The sequence below is a fragment of the Martinezella calliandrae genome (assembly GCF_030272695.1).
GTDB lineage: Bacteria > Pseudomonadota > Alphaproteobacteria > Rhizobiales > Rhizobiaceae > Rhizobium > Rhizobium calliandrae.
Genome location: NZ_JARFYN010000002.1, coordinates 86,664 through 103,361 on the forward strand (window position 1 = coordinate 86,664; position 16,698 = coordinate 103,361).

At 59.3% G+C, this 16,698-nt stretch carries 16 protein-coding genes and 1 tRNA gene; 9 read left to right on the top strand and 8 right to left on the bottom strand.

Annotation, left to right across the window (positions count from 1 at the left end):
* Positions 1 to 153: 153 nt before the first annotated feature.
* Complete coding sequence (locus tag PY650_RS01940) at positions 154 to 417, top strand: sel1 repeat family protein (protein WP_285877386.1); 264 nt, start codon at positions 154 to 156, stop codon at positions 415 to 417.
* Positions 418 to 551: 134 nt separating this feature from the next.
* Here the strand turns inward: PY650_RS01940 and PY650_RS01945 are convergent, their stop codons facing one another.
* Together PY650_RS01945 and PY650_RS01950 are read right to left on the bottom strand one after the other, a co-directional pair.
* A complete protein-coding gene (locus PY650_RS01945) occupies positions 552 to 1,664 on the bottom strand; it encodes a pyridoxal phosphate-dependent aminotransferase (protein ID WP_285877387.1) in 1,113 nt (370 codons plus the stop codon).
* Between the two features lie 128 nt (positions 1,665 to 1,792).
* On the bottom strand, positions 1,793 to 2,380 hold the full coding sequence (locus PY650_RS01950; RefSeq protein ID WP_285877388.1) for a TetR/AcrR family transcriptional regulator: 588 nt from the start codon (positions 2,378 to 2,380) through the stop codon (positions 1,793 to 1,795).
* Positions 2,381 to 2,502: 122 nt separating this feature from the next.
* Here PY650_RS01950 and PY650_RS01955 point away from each other — a divergent pair, with 122 nt between their 5' ends.
* Both PY650_RS01955 and PY650_RS01960 read left to right on the top strand, forming a co-directional pair.
* A complete protein-coding gene (locus tag PY650_RS01955) occupies positions 2,503 to 2,883 on the top strand; it encodes a DUF4267 domain-containing protein (protein ID WP_285877389.1) in 381 nt (126 codons plus the stop codon).
* Position 2,884: 1 nt separating this feature from the next.
* The gene (locus PY650_RS01960) at positions 2,885 to 3,205 is read left to right on the top strand and encodes a DoxX family protein (RefSeq protein WP_285877390.1); all 321 of its coding nucleotides are present in this window, start codon (positions 2,885 to 2,887) and stop codon (positions 3,203 to 3,205) included.
* A gap of 48 nt (positions 3,206 to 3,253) precedes the next feature.
* Here PY650_RS01960 and PY650_RS01965 read toward each other — a convergent pair whose 3' ends face one another.
* Entirely contained in the window at positions 3,254 to 3,652 is a 399-nt protein-coding gene (locus tag PY650_RS01965; protein ID WP_285877391.1) for a PilZ domain-containing protein, read from the bottom strand.
* Positions 3,653 to 3,876: 224 nt separating this feature from the next.
* Here PY650_RS01965 and PY650_RS01970 point away from each other — a divergent pair, with 224 nt between their 5' ends.
* The 3 genes from PY650_RS01970 (at position 3,877) to PY650_RS01980 (ending at position 6,460) form a co-directional block, all read left to right on the top strand.
* Positions 3,877 to 4,323, top strand: a complete 447-nt coding sequence (locus PY650_RS01970) for a baeRF12 domain-containing protein (RefSeq protein ID WP_285877392.1) — start codon at positions 3,877 to 3,879, stop codon at positions 4,321 to 4,323.
* A gap of 264 nt (positions 4,324 to 4,587) precedes the next feature.
* Positions 4,588 to 5,025: a glyoxalase superfamily protein gene (locus PY650_RS01975; RefSeq protein ID WP_285877393.1), complete on the top strand. Its 438-nt coding sequence runs from the start codon at positions 4,588 to 4,590 to the stop codon at positions 5,023 to 5,025.
* A gap of 67 nt (positions 5,026 to 5,092) precedes the next feature.
* Entirely contained in the window at positions 5,093 to 6,460 is a 1,368-nt protein-coding gene (locus PY650_RS01980) for an MATE family efflux transporter (protein ID WP_285877394.1), read from the top strand.
* 48 nt (positions 6,461 to 6,508) lie between these two features.
* On the opposite strand, the gene iolB is transcribed toward PY650_RS01980, so the two are convergent.
* The 5 genes from iolB to PY650_RS02005 all read right to left on the bottom strand — a co-directional run bounded on the left by iolB (position 6,509) and on the right by PY650_RS02005 (position 13,260).
* The gene (gene iolB, locus PY650_RS01985) at positions 6,509 to 7,306 is read right to left on the bottom strand and encodes a 5-deoxy-glucuronate isomerase (RefSeq protein WP_285877395.1); all 798 of its coding nucleotides are present in this window, start codon (positions 7,304 to 7,306) and stop codon (positions 6,509 to 6,511) included.
* 43 nt (positions 7,307 to 7,349) lie between these two features.
* Positions 7,350 to 8,267 carry a myo-inosose-2 dehydratase gene (gene iolE, locus PY650_RS01990; protein WP_285877396.1) on the bottom strand — a complete coding sequence of 306 codons (918 nt, stop codon included), beginning with the start codon at positions 8,265 to 8,267 and terminating at the stop codon, positions 7,350 to 7,352.
* A 67-nt stretch (positions 8,268 to 8,334) separates the two neighbouring features.
* A complete protein-coding gene (gene iolD, locus PY650_RS01995) occupies positions 8,335 to 10,185 on the bottom strand; it encodes a 3D-(3,5/4)-trihydroxycyclohexane-1,2-dione acylhydrolase (decyclizing) (protein WP_285877397.1) in 1,851 nt (616 codons plus the stop codon).
* An 83-nt stretch (positions 10,186 to 10,268) separates the two neighbouring features.
* The gene (locus PY650_RS02000; protein ID WP_285877398.1) at positions 10,269 to 12,203 is read right to left on the bottom strand and encodes a bifunctional 5-dehydro-2-deoxygluconokinase/5-dehydro-2-deoxyphosphogluconate aldolase; all 1,935 of its coding nucleotides are present in this window, start codon (positions 12,201 to 12,203) and stop codon (positions 10,269 to 10,271) included.
* Positions 12,204 to 12,384: 181 nt separating this feature from the next.
* Positions 12,385 to 13,260, bottom strand: coding sequence for a MurR/RpiR family transcriptional regulator (locus PY650_RS02005; protein ID WP_285877399.1), 876 nt, complete (start codon positions 13,258 to 13,260; stop codon positions 12,385 to 12,387).
* A gap of 235 nt (positions 13,261 to 13,495) precedes the next feature.
* Between PY650_RS02005 and PY650_RS02010 the strand changes: the two genes are divergently transcribed.
* From PY650_RS02010 to PY650_RS02020, 3 genes are all read left to right on the top strand, one after another.
* On the top strand, positions 13,496 to 14,614 hold the full coding sequence (locus tag PY650_RS02010; RefSeq protein WP_285877400.1) for a Gfo/Idh/MocA family protein: 1,119 nt from the start codon (positions 13,496 to 13,498) through the stop codon (positions 14,612 to 14,614).
* A gap of 144 nt (positions 14,615 to 14,758) precedes the next feature.
* Positions 14,759 to 15,976, top strand: coding sequence for an NAD(P)/FAD-dependent oxidoreductase (locus tag PY650_RS02015; RefSeq protein WP_285877401.1), 1,218 nt, complete (start codon positions 14,759 to 14,761; stop codon positions 15,974 to 15,976).
* A 127-nt stretch (positions 15,977 to 16,103) separates the two neighbouring features.
* Positions 16,104 to 16,194: transfer RNA gene (locus PY650_RS02020), tRNA-Ser, on the top strand.
* Positions 16,195 to 16,698 lie beyond the last annotated feature (504 nt).

Here is a 16,698-nt window from a genome sequence, read left to right on the forward strand (position 1 = left end):
TAGCCGTTTTTTGAAAGCCGTCTGCGATAGTGGAGCCATCAAACGAGCGGGGCAAACCCGCCGACTGGAAGGATCATCAAGCCGCGATAGATGGCAAGGTCCGGAAGGAAAAACAGGGTCGATAACGAATAATCTGAAACAGGGATTAAACCGATGGCACGCTTCGAAATACCGACATCCGAAATGGCCATGATGGGTGGCAACAGCGCTGACGCTCTCTGTGAACTGGGCGTGATCTATGCGACCGGTAGGGGCTGCGAGGCCGACCTTGTTGCCGCCCACAAATGGTTGAATATCGCCGCCATCAAGGGCAGCGACCGCGCCGCCGAGCTTCGCGCGGACGTCTCAGCCTCGCTGACCAAGATGGAACTCGCCGCAGCACTCCGCGCCGCCCGCGAGTGGATGACCACGCACTGAAGCTGCCCTATTGATCTGAGAGAATAACAACCCGGAAGTGGGTGTTGGCAACGCGGCTGTTGCGCGTTGCCAACATCAAGAAAACCGCGACCGGCTGGGAATAAAGCCGGCGCGGTTTCTCGTCGTTCCCGGTGTCAGCCGATCGCCTTCAACACCTTCGGAAGTGTTTCGGCCAGAAGGTCAAGATCGCGTTCGGGGCCGACGCTGACGCGGATGCAGCGATTGAGCGGCGCCACACCTGGCATGCGGATGAAGACGCCGTGCTGGATCAGCCCATCGACAATGGCGCGTGCGTAGACGCCGTCGCGGCCGCAATCGAGGGCGACGAAATTGGTAGCGGAGGCAAGCGGCGAAAGCCCGTTGTCCCGGGCGATCATGCCGATGTGCTCGCGGGCGGCGCGAATCTTGCCGACGACTTCGGCGAGGTAGGCCTGATCCTTCAGTGCCGCCAGTGCGGCCGCCGTCGCCAGCCGGTTCATGCCGAAGTGATTGCGGATTTTGTCGAAAGCGAGCACCGTTTCCGGCACGCCGATGGCATAGCCCACACGGGCGCCCGCGAGGCCATAAGCCTTGGAGAAGGTGCGGGTGCGCAGCACGTTCGACAGGTCGATCAGCGCAGAGATATCGGGCAACGAGCTGGCAGGCCCGGTCTCGCTGTAGGCTTCGTCGAGAATGAGCAGGCAGCTTTCCGGCAGAGCGCGGGCAAAGGTGACGATCTTGTCGGCATCCCACCAGCTCCCCATCGGATTATCGGGGTTGGCGAAATAGACCAATGGCGCATTCTCGCGCTTGACCGCCTCTAATAGACCGTCGAGATCCTCGCGATCGTAGACATAGGGTACCGTCACCAATCGTCCGCCGAAGCCGGCGACATGGAAATTGAAGGTCGGGTAGCCGCCAAGCGAGGTAACGACCGGTGCACCCGGCTCGACGACCATGCGGACGATCAGACCGAGCAAGCTGTCGATACCTTCGCCGACGGCGATATTCGCGGCCTTGACACCGACATGCGCGGCGAGCGCTTCTTTCAGCGCGAAATTTTCGGGATCGTTATACATCCAGATGTCGCCGGCCTGCTCGTGCATGGTCTCGATGACGGAGGGGGCCGGGCCGAAGCCATTTTCATTGGCGCCGATACGTGCCTTAACGGTCAATCCGCGCTGGCGTTCAAGAGCTTCCGGGCCGACGAAGGGCACGGTGGAGGGAAGGGCGCTGATCAGCGGCGTGAAGCGCGAAAAGGCGGACATGCTGGCTTTGTTTCCCGAATTCAGTTGCAAGGCGCAGCACAATAGGCCCTTGGCGCGTGGTTGCAAGAGCGGAAAAGCTCTGCTTTCGGATTGCGCAATGAGCGGCCATTCGACCGAATGACATGACCTCAGCTGGGCGCGGCGTTTCCTGCATTCACAATCGCCTGAACAACAAGTGCGATGCGCTTGTCACGCATACCGGGCCTAACGCGGCCCGAGCGTTCGAGCTCGGCAAGCCCATGGAGGGCTGCCCAGAAAGTCTCGGTTACGATCTCCACATCAGCGCAGAACGGAGACGCCGCTGCTGCAATTGCTTCGAAACCGGCTCGAAGTTCCGATCTCGTTTCAGCTTCGGCGAACCTCAATTGGGTCGGCAGTATGAACATGGCTTCGTAGAGTGCCGGGCGATCTAGGGCGAAAGCAAAGTAGCCCTTGGCGACATCTGTGAGGGCGTCTCGCCGTCCCTTCGCCCCGTCTGCAGCTGACCGAAGAATGGTTGCGAGCTCCTTGAAGCCTTCGACTGCAACTGCTGCAACGATGGCATCCTTGTTCACGAAATGCGAGTAGAGGACAGGCTGGCTATATTCGATTTCTTTTGCCAGACGGCGGACCGTAACGGCATCCCACCCTTCGCTTTCCGCGATCGCTTGTGCTGCCGCGATTATGCGATCTTCGCGTTCGGCCCGTTCTCTGCTTTTTCGGTCTGCGATACTCATTCGAAAATCTCCAGTCCGCGGGCAAATAGATGGCAAAATTATAGCAATGCTTGACAAGCGAGCAATGCTAAGACATTATCTAGCGATGATAGATAAAATTTCGCCGCTAGGATCAATGCAAAATGTACTGGCTTGTTAACGGGATCGGTTTGCTTATAGCCCTCGCGATAATCGCGATCGGCACCAGCTATGTTGCGAGCCCAATGACCACAACGCGCAGTTTTGGCCTGCCGCTTCCTGAAGAGGGCCCAAATATTCCTTGGTGGCTTCGCCTCAAGGGCGTTCGCGACATCGTAGCGGGATTACTCGTTCTTGCGTTTATGGTGTGGGGTACTCAACGGGAGATCGGCATCGTTCTCTTGGTGGAGACGATTATTCCCTTCGGCGACATGCTGCTCATCCTCGCTGCGAAAGGCTCCACCAAAAGCGCCTTCGGCGTCCACGGCCTCACGGCGGCGATTATGGCCGTGGCCGCCATCCCCATGACAATCGGCGCACAATAAGATGGTTCACGTTCTTTCAATCTGGTTCTTGGTTGCCGCATTCTTTGGCGCAGGCCTTGTCAACGCGATCGGGACGTCCGAAGCGCGAAGCGGTTTCGTTCGGTGGGGCTATCCGCGTTGGTGGGGTATTTTCACTGGTGGCCTGGAGATATTGAGCGCCGTCCTGATTGCGCTTCCTGTTAGCCGCACTATCGGCGTGGTGCTTGGGGCGATCATCGTCGCGGCCGCGCTGTTAACTGTTCTGCGCCACCGCGAGTACTCACACCTTGCCCCACTGAGTGTCTTTATCACCTTGATCGCTCTTGCCGCAGCTTCATCTTAAGCACGGCCAGCAAGACCGCTCGTGCGCTTCGGGTTAAACGCAGCCAATTTATACCGTTTGCCGATTGCCGCGCGCCGCAAGCGCCTCGGTGTTGCCGATCATGAAATCGGCGCGCACGACGCGTCTCAATGTTTCCGGTTCGATCAGGTTGATGAAGCGGACGTTGACGCGATTGTCCATGCGATTGATCTCGGCGCAGGCGATGCGATAGGCAAGGCCAAGGATGTTCAGATAATAATGTGCCGGTAGGCCTACGGTCGTGCCGACGACGAAACTTGCGCCGCCCTGTGAGATATCGACGATCTCGGCGCTGCGCACTGAAATGCCTGTCAGACACGGGCGCACGGCAATGAGGCGAGCCGGCCGCTGAACGAAGAATCGTTCCCACCTGTGTTCGTAGACTTCGGATTTGACTTTCGCCAGATGCGTTGCGCGAAGCATTGTCATTCCCCGTTTGAGGCTGCCGAATTCATCTCGGTTACAGCATGAACCTTGCATGGAGATTTTGCATAAGCGTCAACTGCGCCGATCGAATTTTAACGAATCGGGCGTTTTTCACCCGTTTGGGTGACATCGTGCGCCAGACATGCAGTTTTTGAACCCTTCGCGTCATGAGACGTTCTCTTTTGTCGGCGGTTTTTTGCAGTGATATGCAGAATGAGGACGGGACGATGGTCGATATCAAATTCTCGCGGGGAACCTGGGTCGTCGTTTGCGACGGCGCCAAGGCGCTGATCCTGAAGTGTTCGAATGGCGGCCAGCATCCACATTTGCGAACCTGCGAAACCATGGAGCAGCCGCATCCACCGGATCGAGAACTCGGCGCAGACAAGCCGGGACGCACACACCAAGCCGAAGGTTTCGCGGGCAGCGCCGTCGAAGAAACAGAATGGCATGAACAGGCAGCGGCAGAGTTCTTGAAGGGCGTTGCGGCGAAGATCGATGCACTCGTGCAGACGAAGGGCATCGACCGCCTCATCCTTGTGGCGCCGCCCCGCGCACTCGGCGTTCTGCGGCCTCATCTCGGGGCTCATTCGCAGGCGGTCATCGTGGCCGAAGTCGCCAAGGACTTGACGAATTTTCCTGTCGATCAGATTGAGCGCCATCTAGTCGCTTGAAGAGACGCGAAGTCGTGAAAATACCGCCGTCTCGTTATGCTCGGGCCTACGCGGTATCGCTTGCTGGCGGCCCTGTCGCTTCGTCTTGACATCGGCTCTGGCTTCGATCATACGAAAATCCGGTTCGAGGCACCGGCCGCTCGCGGATGAAGATCCATGGTGAAGCCCTCGCGATGTAGTCACAGCCATCTGGCGCATGCTGACTGGCGGTAATGCGAGCTCCGATCTTCAGTCGTAAACGCATGCCTATGAGAGGCTTACTCCGTGACGACGATCTATCCGTCCATCAATGAATTGAAAGAGCAGGCCAAACGTCTGCGACAGGCTATGGCCGCGCGCGGCGACGATATGGCCCATAGTGCGGCCTTGGAACTGGTCGCCAAGCAATACGGGCTGCGCGACTGGAACACGCTGTCGGCACTTGCGGCAAGCCCGAATGCGGCGTCCAAAGCGCCGGGTGTCGTCGGGACCGCGGTTCGTGGCCGCTATCTGAACCAGCCCTTCACCGGCAAGGTGCTGGCGCTCACGGAGCAGTCCGGCGGGCTTTGCAGGATCACCATCCATTTCGACACTCCGGTGGACGTCGTGACCTTCGAGAGCTTCTCGGCCTTTCGCCAGCGCATTAACGCCCAGATCGATGTCAACGGCATTTCGCCGCGCAAGACCTCGGATGGCGTCCCGCATCTGGTACTGGACATCTAATATTCATCCTTTCATCAATCGACCGCTGCCATCATCTGACGGTGCGCGATGCTGCCTGGATCTTTCCATGACGAATCATTCCGAAAGCAACATGTTCCTGAGCGGCTGGCTGCCGGGCGTCTTTGCCCGCACGGCCGCGCCGATCATCATGATCACAACCATCAACGGCCTGTTTGCCGTGGTCGACGCTTATTTCCTCGGCATCTATGTAGGTGCTGATGCTCTCGCCGCGGTCAGCCTCATTTTTCCGGCACTGATGCTGCTGATCGCTCTGCAATCCCTGGTCTCCAACGGCATGGCGAGCATCCTGGCGCGCCGGTTGGGGGCGGGAGCTCGGACGGGCGCAACACAGGTTTTTAGCGCCGCCCATGGCCTGGCCTTGGCGGTGGTGATCCTGGTCAACGCCGTCTATTGGGCCACCGGACAGCAAATCGTTGCCGCGAGCGCAGGAGGCAATGTCGCCGTCGCCGGCAATGCCGCAGTTTTTATGGGAACCATGGCCGGTTTTGCTCCTGTGAGTTTCCTGTTGTCGGTGCATATCGATGCCCTGCGTTGCGAAGGCAAGATCGGCTTCATGACGCTGGTGACGCTTGCTTCGACGCTCCTCAACATCGTTGCCAACTGGCTGCTGATGGGAGTGATGCATTGGGGCGTCGTCGGTTCCGCCACCGGTTCGATCGCGGCACAATTCATTTGCCTAGCTATCGTCCTGTTCTATCGATGGCGGCAGCCAGGCGCGCTCAGGCCATCGATATCATTCCCAATGGCTGAATGGCTCGGGATCGTCGCGTTCGGCGCGCCGATGAGCTTGGGGTTCATCGGTATATCCCTGAGTTCGGCATCGATCCTCTTCAACCTGTCGATCTGGCATCAGGGAGACTATGTCGCGACCGTCGGCGCTTACGGAATCATCACCCGGGTGATGACCTTCGCCTATCTGCCGCTGCTCGGTCTCAGCATCGCTCTGCAGACGATAGCCGGTCATAATCACGGCGCAGCACTTCCCGCCCGCGTGGGCCGGAGCCTGCAGATCGCCATGGTGTCGGCGCTAGTCTATTGCACTGTGGTGGAGCTGGTCGTCGAAAAGTTCGCGAGCAGGCTGGGCAGCATATTCGTCGGCGATTCCGTCATAATTGCCGAGGTGGGACGGATATTGCCGTGGACGGTCGGCGCTTATTTCCTCTTCGGACAGATGATCGTGCTGTCGTCCTATTTCCAGTCGATCGGCGACGCAAAGCGGGGCGCGATCTTCGGCCTGGCACGGCCTTATTTCTTTACGCTGCCGCTGACATTCCTGCTGCCCTTCATCTTCGGTGAAACCGGAATTTGGATGGTGCCGGTATTCGCCGAGGCGGGAATGTTCCTGCTCGCCTGGCTGGTATTGTCGCGCAACGCCAGGGACCGCGGCTGGCGATACGGTCTGCTGCCGGCATGAGCAAAAAGGCAGCGTCCTTGAGACGCGGTCATTTATGGTTCAGCGCAATCAGGCCTTGAGGAGCCACTCATGTTCCGGCGCGTTGTAGAACTTCCAGATGCGTTTCGGACCGGCCATGACGTTGAGATAGTAGAGGTCGTAGCCATGGCAGGCGGCGCAGGGGTGGTATCCCCTCGGTACCAACGTCACGTCGCCGTCCTCCAACACCATAACTTCGTCGAGCGAGCGATCGTCGGTATAGACGCGCTGGAAACCGAAACCCTGCGGCGGGTTCAGGCGATGGTAGTAGGTCTCTTCCAGGAAGCTTTCGTTCGGCAAGTTGTCCCGGTCGTGCTTGTGCGGCGGGTAGGACGAGGTATGGCCGCCCGGCGTGATGACCTCGACCACCAGCAGGGAATGCGCCGCGCCATCGTCCTCCGGCATGATGTTGTTGACGTAGCGGACATTGGTGCCCTTGCCGCGCGTCAGTGCCGGATGGGTTCCCGGTGGGATGGCGCGGGCTTCATAGGAGCCGCCGCCCGGTGCCGAGCAGACGGCAAGTTCCAGCGCGGTCTCTGCGGTCACCGACCAGGTCGATCCTGCTGGAACATAGAGCGCGTGGGGGGCGCCCTCGAAAGGAGACATTCGCTGGCCGAGCGAGCCGAAATCCTTCGTGCCTGCCTTGGCGTTTCCCTTGCCGCTGATCCATACGAGGCAGACCTCGCGATCGCCGGTTTCGGCCGAAGCCGACTCGCCCGGCTTCAGGCGATGGAGATCGAATCCGACATGGGCCCACCCGGCGCTTTCGGGCGTGACATGGGTGACGCGACCATGCGAGCCATCAGGTTTGACCTTGAGATTTGGCATTGGTGTTTTCCTTCGTTGCTTGGGGAGAGGCATTCGGTTCCCTCTACCCCTTGGGAAAGCCCTCGGTTTCCACCGCGTAACCGGCCGCCGTCATGACGCGCATCAATTCGGCATGGCCGATCGCGGCCATCTTCTGCGGCGGAGCCTTGCGCGGGTCCTGTTCGGCCTCGACGACAAACCAGCCTTCATAACCGTAATCCGCCAAACGCTGGACGATAGCGCCGAAATCGAGCGAGCCATCGCCCGGCACCGTGAATGCGCCGAGCGCCACCGCATCGAGGAAGGACTGCCGGCTGCGATCCAGCCCATCGATAACCGGCTTGCGGATATCCTTGACGTGAACGTGGTTGATGCGGACGTGGTGGTGGTCGATGGCGCGCAGGACGTCGCCGCCGGCAAAGGCCAAGTGACCCGCATCGAGCAGAAGCGGAATACCTTCGCCGGAGTTGCGCATGAAGGCGTCGAGTTCCGGCTCGGTTTCTACGACGGCTGCCATGTGATGATGATAAGAGAGCGGCATGCCCTGCTGAGCGCACCATTCGCCGAACTCGGTCACGCGGCGCGCATAGGCCTTCATCTCGCCATCCGAGAGGCGCGGCTTGGTGGCGAGCGGCTTGGAGCGGTCGCCCTGGATGGAACGGCCAACTTCGCCATAAACAATGCAAGGCGCATTGACTGCCTTGAACAGTTCGATCATCGGCGCGATGCGGTCCTTGTTCGCGCCAAGTTCCTCGTTCACCAGCGTGCCCGAGAACCAGCCGCCGCAAAGCGTCACGTCAGCAGCGCGCAGGATCGGCAACATCTCATCAGGATTGCCGGGGAAACGCCGGCCCTGCTCCATACCGGTGAAGCCGGCGCTACGCGACTGGCGCAGACACTCCTCGAGAGATACGTCGTCGCTGAGCTCAGGAAGATCGTCGTTCCACCAGGCGATGGGCGACATGCCGAGTTTGGCCTTCATCAATGGTCTCCTTGAAAGCATTGTTGGAGGAGTTGAAACGCTCCTTCAGATAAATCACGGAAATCGATCAGCCGATGCGCTGGGAGTTGCGTGCCTGCTCATAGTCCGCGCGGGCCTTGTTGACTTCGGCGCGCGGGCTGACCTCGGGCACGACGACATCCCACCAATGCCCGCCTTCTTCCGTGGTGATTAGCGGGTCGGTGTCGATAACGATGACTGAGGTCCGGTCGTTCTTCTTCGAAGCCTCGATTGCCTGTTCCAGTTCGGCGATGGATGCGACCTTGACGGCCACGGCGCCCATGCTCTCGGCATGCGCCCGGAAATCGATCTCCGGCATCACCTCGTGACGGGCATCCTTCAAGAGATTGTTGAAGTTCGCGCCGCCGGTCGCCATCTGCAGACGGTTGATGCAGCCAAAGCCCCTGTTGTCGAGCAGGACGACCGTGATCTTCAGGCCGAGCATGACTGAGGTCGCCAGTTCTGAATTCAGCATCATGTAGGAGCCGTCGCCGACCATGGCGATGACATCTTTCTCCGGCCGCGCCATCTTGACGCCCAGCGCACCGGCGATCTCGTAGCCCATACACGAGAAACCATATTCCATGTGGTAGCTGGCGGCCGCGGTCGCCGGCCAGAGCTTGTGCAATTCGCCAGGCAGACCGCCCGCGGCGCAAACCACGATGCTCTTTTCGCCCCCGATGGTGCGTGTGACCGCACCGATCACCTGCGCGTCAGAGGGTAGGGCGGTATTCGTCGTCGCCATCGCCTTGGCGGCAGCCTCAAGCCAGATCTTCTTTTCCCGTGTTGCTTTTTCCGCAAGCACTGCCGGCGCTTTCCAGCCGGAAAGGCCGGCGGACAGGGCTTTTAATCCTTCGCGCGCATCTGTCACCAAGGGGTGGCCATCGTGCTTCAGCGCATCATAGGCCGCGATGTTGAGACCGAGTATCGACAATTTTTCGTTCTTGAACAGCGCCCAGGACCCGGTGGTGAAATCTTGGCAGCGGGTGCCGACAGCGATTACCAGATCGGTTTCCTCGACAATGGCATTGGCCGCCGATGTGCCGGTGACGCCAACCGAGCCAAGCGCCAGCGGATGCGTCTCGTCGATCGCCGATTTGCCCGCCTGTGTTACGACGACGGGGACACCATGAGCTTCCGCGAAGGTGGCCAGCTCCTTCGTCGCCTGTGAATAGAGCACGCCGCCACCGGCGACAATTACGGGCTTTTCGGATTTGCGGATTAGCGCGATCGCGTTTGCCAGTTCGTCTTCATCCGGCCTCGGGCGGCGCTGTGTCCAGACAAGTTCCTCGAAGAAGCTTTCCGGATAATCGAAGGCCTCAGCCTGCACATCCTGGCAAAGCGCGAGCGTCACGGGACCACAATCGAGCGGGTCCGTCAGCACCTGCATGGCCCGCTTCAGCGCCGTGATGATCTGCTCGGGCCGGGTGATGCGATCGAAATAGCGCGAAACCGGACGGAAGGCATCGTTGGCCGACACCGTGCCGTCGCCGAAAGCCTCTATCTGCTGCAGCACCGGATCGGGCGCGCGGTTGGCGAAGACATCGCCGGGGAGGAAGAGCACGGGGATGCGATTGACATGCGCCACGCCGGCGGCGGTCACCATATTCAGCGCACCGGGACCGATCGATGTTGTGCAGGCCATGAAGCGCTGGCGGAAACTGGTCTTCGCATAGGCGATGGCGGCGTGTGCCATGCCCTGTTCGTTATGCGCACGGAAGGTCGGCAGCTCATCGCGCACCTGATAGAGTGCTTCCCCCATGCCGGCGACGTTGCCATGGCCGAAGATCGCCCAGACGCCGCCAAAGATCGGCAGCTTCCGACCATCGATCACGGTCATCTGCTTTTTGAGGAAATGCGCGACGGCCTGCGCCATCGTCAATCGGATCGTCTTGCCCATGGGCGCCTCCCAAATGCATTTTAGTCCATTATTTGCGCATCGCTCCGAAAATTGGTGACCACTTTTCGGAGCGATGGGCCAAGCTATTCCAATCCGCGGGTTTTCAGCCACGCCTGGGTCAATTGCCGGAAGCGGCCGGCCATGTCGGCGATCGCTTCTTCGTCGTTCATGCCGCCCAACATCCAGGCGCGCGCCGCATCGGAAAAGATCGTCCGCCCGACAGCGAAACCTTTGACGGAGGGCGCGGCCAGCGTCGCCTCGAAACTCCGGATCAACTCCTCCGCCGGCGCCTCCAGGCCAAGCAGCACGATGCCCCGGCACAATGGATCATTTTTGGCGATCACGGCATCGATTTTTTGCCAGGCTGCGGTCGATTCCTGCGGTTCCAGCTTCCACCAGTCCGGCTTGATGCCGAGCGCGTAGAGCTCTACCATTGCCCTCGGAATCGTGTCGTCGGTCAGCGGCCCGTTCTTGCCGGCTATGATCTCGACCAGCAGTTCGCGGCCGACCTTGCGCGCCGCTTCGAACAAAGTGCGCAGCTTCTCCTGCTGTTCCGCCTTCAACTCCGCGGGATCGTCGGGATGATAGAAGCAGAGGCATTTGATGCAATGGTTGAGGGGCCATTCGGTGAGCTGCGAGCCGATATCCTGGCTGAATTCGAATTTCAGCGGCTTCGAACCCGGCAATTCGACGGGGCGGCCGATCCAGGAGAAGTTCTTGGTGGCTGCGTCGAAGAATGCATCGCGGCCGAAGCGCTCGTCGATCAGCATGCCGTAGCCGGACCGACCGCCCGAAACTCGCGCCGCCGCCTCGACCGCAAGCCTTTTGAAGGCCACGATCCTGTCGTGGGAAACGCCCAACTCATCGGCGACGCAGACGAGTTGTGAACGATGATCGATGGCAAGCGCCATCAAGAGTGGGATATCGCCGTTCCGTGTCGTTGCCCAATGGATATGGTTGATCGCCTCATCCTTACGCAGTGCCCGGTGCTTGCTGCCCGTCTTCAGGAAATAATCGAGTTCGGCCCAGGTCGGATATTCCGGTGAGCAGAGCAGGCGCGAGACCGCGAAGGCGCCGCAAGCATTGGCCCAGGTGGCGCAGGTCTCAAGTGGTTCGTCGCGCAAAAAGCCGCGCAGGAAACCGGACATGAAGGCATCACCGGCGCCGAGCACGTTGAACACTTCGATTGGAAAACCTTCGCCGACGATGCCGGCTTCGAGGTCGTCGGAAATCGACCCCTCATAAACGATGCAGCCCATGGCGCCGCGCTTCAGCACGATGGTTGCCGAGGAAAGGCGGCGGATTTCTTTCAAGGCGCCGAGCACATCGTCGGCGCCCGAGGCGATCATGATTTCCTCTTCCGTGCCGACAATCAGGTCGCAATCCGGCAGCGTCTCTTTCATTTTCGAGGAAACGCGATCCGACTTCACATAACGTTCGAATCCCTCGGCGTGGCCCGCGAGACCCCAGAGATTCGGCCGGTAATCGATATCGAAGATCACCTTGCGGCCGTTCGCCTTGGCGATGCGGATCGCCTTGCGTTGGGCGGCCTCCGTGTTCGGCTTGGAAAAATGCGTGCCGGAAACGAGTATGGCACGGGACGAGCGGATGAAAATCTCGTCGATATCGCCCTCGTCGAGCGCCATGTCGGCGCAGTCGGACCGATAGAAGATCATCGGCGAGACGCCCTCAGCCTCGACCGCAAGCAACACGAGAGCCGTCAACCGTTCCTTGTCGGTGGCAATCCCTTCTGTCGCGACGCCTTCGCGCGCCGCCTGTTCGCGGATGAAACGGCCCATTTGCTCGTCGCCGACGCGGGTGATCAAGCCGGACTTCAGGCCGAGCCGCGCCGTGCCAATGGCAATATTGGCGGGGCAGCCGCCGACAGATTTTGCAAGAGAGGCGATATCCTCCAGGCGAGAGCCGATCTGCTGTCCATAAAGATCGACGGAGGAACGGCCGATGGTGATCACATCGAGTGCCGGCTCCGGCCGGGCGCCAGGATTGTCGTGTGCCATGATGTCCTCCCGTCCAGGCATGATCCCGATAACTCTTGAGTTTTCGATGGGTCATGCGTCATTGAAAGTGCCGGCCTGTCTTGTTTCGTCCAGGTTCCGGTAGATTTTGCGGCCGTCTTCCGTGACCGCGATCATGGATATTATGAAACATAGGTTCCGTAATTTTGTCAATTCGGAATATTTATTCCATTTTGGTTTTATGAGATCTTGCAACGGTATCTTTCCTCCGCCGTTCGGCAATGGCGACGGGGAAGGCCATGATGAGTGCCATGGAGGCAGATAGCGAGCGGAAGCCGGCAAAATCAGCCTCGGCCACCTCGAACCAGTGCGTGGCGCAGGCCGTCAGCGGCGAAAAGGCTGAATCGGTAATGGCGATCACCGGCACCTTGCGTCCGGCGAGATCCTGTGCCTGTGCCAGGCTGTCGGCGGCATAGGGTGAAAAGCTGGCGGCAATCGCCGCATCCTTTTCCGTGGCAAACCGGGCAAGCTCGCCATCAATGCCGTTCGGCGAAGCGACGATCTGATGACGGATGTTCAATTTGGAAAAGGCATAGGTCATATGCGCCGTAAGCGGATAGGAGCGGCGCTTGGCGATAAGATAGATCGTTTCGGCCGCGGCAAGCACATCCACCGCCTTGGCAAACGTATCCGTCTCGATCGTGGCGGCAAGTTTGTTTACCGACTGGCTGGCGGCGGCGAGGAATCCGGAGATAATGCCGGCATCTTCATCCTTGATGCCGGATTGTTCCAGCGTGATCAGCCGCTCCTCATAACTCAGCGTCCGGTCGCGCAGCCTTTCGCGGAAAATGCTCTGCAGGTCTGAGAACCCTTCATAACCGAGATGATGGGCGAGACGCACAAGGGTCGAAGGCTGGACATCTGCCGCCGTGGCAATGCTTGCCGTGGTGCCGAATGCGATTTCATCCGGATTCCCGAGTGCGAAAGCGGCGATCTGGGCCAGACGTTTCGGCATGGCGTTCTTGCGCTCTATAATGGTGCTGCGCAGGCTTTCAAAATCCCGCGGCACCTTGGTTCGCGTTTCGATTCCGTTGTCCATGCCTTCACCCTTTTCAACGCTATGCCGGTCAATGAAACAAATATTCCATATTTTGCACGATAACGGATTTTGACTAGTTCAGCACGATTATTTTTAAGCTAATGAATTTGCGAGGATAAATTTCGTTCCTCCGATTCCTTACCCCGATTGATCGGGCAGCCCGCTTGTCAAAACGGTCCAAATATTCCAAAAATCCATTGAAGCTTCGGGAGAAGGTTTGAGGAGGGAAATGCATATGAAGTCGTTGGGCGTCGGATTGATCGGAACCGGCTATATGGGCAAATGCCATGCACTGGCGTGGAACGCGGCCAAGACCGTCTTCGGTGATGTCGAACGGCCGCGCCTTGTGCATCTCGCGGAAGCCAATCCCGATTTGGCAAAGAAACGTGGCGACGAATTCGGCTTTGAAAAGACGACCGCCGACTGGCGCGATCTGATTGCCGATCCCGAGGTCGACGTCGTCTCCGTCACCACCCCCAATCAATTCCATCCGGAAATGGCGATCGCGGCGCTGGAAGCCGGCAAGCATGTCTGGTGTGAAAAGCCGATGGCGCCCGCCTATGCCGACGCCGAACGCATGCTGAGCGCCGCCAAAGTCTCGGGCAAGATCGCCATCCTCGGCTACAATTATATCCAGAACCCGGTTATGCGGCATATCAAGGCGCTGATCGGCGAAGGCGCGATCGGCGAGGTCAACCATGTCCGCGTCGAAATGGATGAAGACTTCATGGCCGATCCCGAGAGCTTCTTCTATTGGAAGAGCGAGCTGGCGGGAGGCTACGGCGCGCTCGACGATTTCGCCGTGCATCCCTTGTCGCTGCTCTGGTTTCTGTTCGGCCATGTCGAAGCTGTCATCACCGATTTGGTGAAGCCCTATGCCGAACGGCCGTTGAAGGACGGCGGGCGGCGCGCCGTCGAGAATCACGATGTCGCCAATGTTCTGATGCGACTCGGTGGCGACATTTCCGCAGTGCTGATGGCGAATCGCTCCGCCTGGGGACGCAAGGGCCGCATTGCATTGCAGATCTTCGGTTCGAAAGGCTCGATCACCTACGATCAGGAACGCATGAACGAATTCGAGCTTTATCAAGCGGAGGGCAGGGGCACCGAACAGGGGTTCCGCAAGATCCTCGCCGCGCCGGCCCATAGACCTTATGACCGGTTCATCCCGGCGCCCGGCCATGGGCTCGGTTTCAACGACCTTAAGATCATCGAATGCCGCGAGTTGATTCACGCCATTTCCGGCGAAACGGCGTCGGTTGTGAGTTTCACGGATGGCTTGCGCATCGAGAAATCTGTGCATGCCATGGCGCAATCGTTCCATGAGCGGCGCTGGATCGAGATACCGGCCTGAGTTCCGCCCTAATTTTCTCCCGATCTCGGGCGCAAGGTCAGCTATGATTGACGCTTACGAGAGTCGGCGCTACCCCTGAAATCCGTGAGGGCGATCGCCTATATCAAGGTGACGAGCCGCTATAACAATAATGGAGTAAGGATCGTGACGGGCAGATTGGTCATTGTCGGGGCCGGGCAGGCCGGTTTCGCGCTTGCCGCTAAAATGCGGGCGCTCGGAGATTTGAGGCCGATCACGATCATCGGCGCGGAGGAAAACTTACCTTATCAGCGACCACCGCTTACCAAGAAGTACCTTCTCGGCGACATGGCGTTCGATCGCTTGCTGTTCCGCCCGGAGCATTGGTACGTCGACAACAATGTCGAGATTCGCTTGTCTACCTGGGTCGAGGAGATCGACCGGGCCGCAAAGCAGATTGTCACTCAGGACGGCTCGGTGCTGGATTATCACACACTGGCACTGGCAACCGGCGCCGCACCGCGCCCTCTGCCGCCCTCGGTCGGCGGCTCTCTCGAAGGCGTTTATCTCGCCAGAGACAAGCGTGATGCTGATCAGCTCGCCAACGAAATGCGCGCGGGCCGCCGTGTTCTTATCATCGGCGGCGGTTACATCGGCCTCGAAGCGGCGGCCGTTGCCCGCCACCGCGGGCTCGAAGTCACGCTTATCGAAATGGCCGACAGGATCTTGCAGCGCGTCGCCGCCAAGGAGACGGCGGACATCATGCGGGCAATTCACAGACAACATGACGTCGTTATCCGCGAAAAGACCGGTCTTAAGCAACTCGTCGGCAAGAACGGGCACGTCGTTGCAGCCGAATTGTCGGATGGTTCTACCATAGACATCGATTTCGTCGTCGTCGGCATCGGCGTCGCCCCGAATGACCAGCTCGCCAAGGAAGCGGGACTGGAAGTCGGCAACGGTATCATCGTCGATTCGTTTGCCCGCACCTCCGATCCCTCCATCTTCGCCGTGGGTGATTGCGCCGAGCTGCCCTGGAACGGCGGCCGCATCCGTCTCGAATCGGTACAGAACGCCGTCGACCAGGCCGAAGCCGCAGCCGGAATTATCGCCGGCAGCGGCGAGGCCTACGACCCGAAGCCATGGTTCTGGTCGGATCAATATGATGTGAAATTGCAGATCGCCGGTTTTAACCTTGGCTATGACGAAACCTTTCTCCGCGCCGGCACTCGCGAGGGATCGGCTTCGGTCTGGTATTTCAAGAAGGGCCGTTTCATTGCCGTGGACGCCATCAATGACGCGAAGGCCTATGTGACCGGCAAGAAGCTGCTGGAAACCGGCGCCAGCCCGGACAGGGCTATTCTGGCCGACCCAGCTGCGGACCTCAAGCTGTTGCTGGCTTAAGGGAACCGCAAGCCGGCGGCCGAGTTCTTCTTTATAGGATGCGCTCACCGCCTAATGCAGGGAGAACGCGCAGAGAGGCGAAAAAGCGCTTGCGTCGATAAATGATTGGCCGTATCAGGGCCGCACCGGAGAGGTGGCCGAGTGGTCGAAGGCGCTCCCCTGCTAAGGGAGTATACGTCAAAAGCGTATCGTGGGTTCGAATCCCATCTTCTCCGCCATCCTGTTTCGCACAGCGTCCCGCAGGACTGCTAATTTCCCCCCGTTATTGATATCCCCTGCGATTTCTAAATTCTGTTCCTCGTCGATTCCCTTTTGTCATCCCGCTGCAATCTTGCGGGCGGATAGTTTGTAACTAGCATCCTCCATCGAATCGGTCGCAGCAGAATCAACGCGGGCGATGTCGCGCTGGAGGACGAGAGCGGATTTGCCCTGCTGCGCTCTGTCGATAATTGTCCGCTGAAACGGCGAGCATGACGTTGCGGAACCCATAAAATTGCCGTGAATCGGCCATTATGACGGCTGGTCGCGCCTCTTCGTCGTCAATTAAGGCCGGCCGGTAAGTGCTGGTACCGTAACGGCTTTCTTAACAAAAAATAAACAAATGCGAGGTCCGTGTGGCGGACTTGTGTCCTTTCGGCAACAGGACTTAGCGAAGGCTCATGTAAACACCCCTTTCCGATAAGATGTAGATTGCGTGACAGTTCGCGTCTTGTATTTTCAAT

Coding starts and splice junctions, on each gene's coding strand:
- PY650_RS01980 (WP_285877394.1), top strand. CDS start 5,093: ATGACGAATCATTCCGAAAGCAACATGTTCCTGAGCGGCTGGCTGCCG.
- PY650_RS01955 (WP_285877389.1), top strand. CDS start 2,503: ATGTACTGGCTTGTTAACGGGATCGGTTTGCTTATAGCCCTCGCGATA.
- iolB (WP_285877395.1), bottom strand. CDS start 7,306: ATGCCAAATCTCAAGGTCAAACCTGATGGCTCGCATGGTCGCGTCACC.
- iolD (WP_285877397.1), bottom strand. CDS start 10,185: ATGGGCAAGACGATCCGATTGACGATGGCGCAGGCCGTCGCGCATTTC.
- PY650_RS01970 (WP_285877392.1), top strand. CDS start 3,877: ATGGTCGATATCAAATTCTCGCGGGGAACCTGGGTCGTCGTTTGCGAC.
- PY650_RS01940 (WP_285877386.1), top strand. CDS start 154: ATGGCACGCTTCGAAATACCGACATCCGAAATGGCCATGATGGGTGGC.
- PY650_RS02000 (WP_285877398.1), bottom strand. CDS start 12,203: ATGGCACACGACAATCCTGGCGCCCGGCCGGAGCCGGCACTCGATGTG.
- PY650_RS02010 (WP_285877400.1), top strand. CDS start 13,496: ATGAAGTCGTTGGGCGTCGGATTGATCGGAACCGGCTATATGGGCAAA.
- PY650_RS01950 (WP_285877388.1), bottom strand. CDS start 2,380: ATGAGTATCGCAGACCGAAAAAGCAGAGAACGGGCCGAACGCGAAGAT.
- PY650_RS01965 (WP_285877391.1), bottom strand. CDS start 3,652: ATGACAATGCTTCGCGCAACGCATCTGGCGAAAGTCAAATCCGAAGTC.
- PY650_RS02005 (WP_285877399.1), bottom strand. CDS start 13,260: ATGGACAACGGAATCGAAACGCGAACCAAGGTGCCGCGGGATTTTGAA.
- PY650_RS01960 (WP_285877390.1), top strand. CDS start 2,885: ATGGTTCACGTTCTTTCAATCTGGTTCTTGGTTGCCGCATTCTTTGGC.
- iolE (WP_285877396.1), bottom strand. CDS start 8,267: ATGAAGGCCAAACTCGGCATGTCGCCCATCGCCTGGTGGAACGACGAT.
- PY650_RS01945 (WP_285877387.1), bottom strand. CDS start 1,664: ATGTCCGCCTTTTCGCGCTTCACGCCGCTGATCAGCGCCCTTCCCTCC.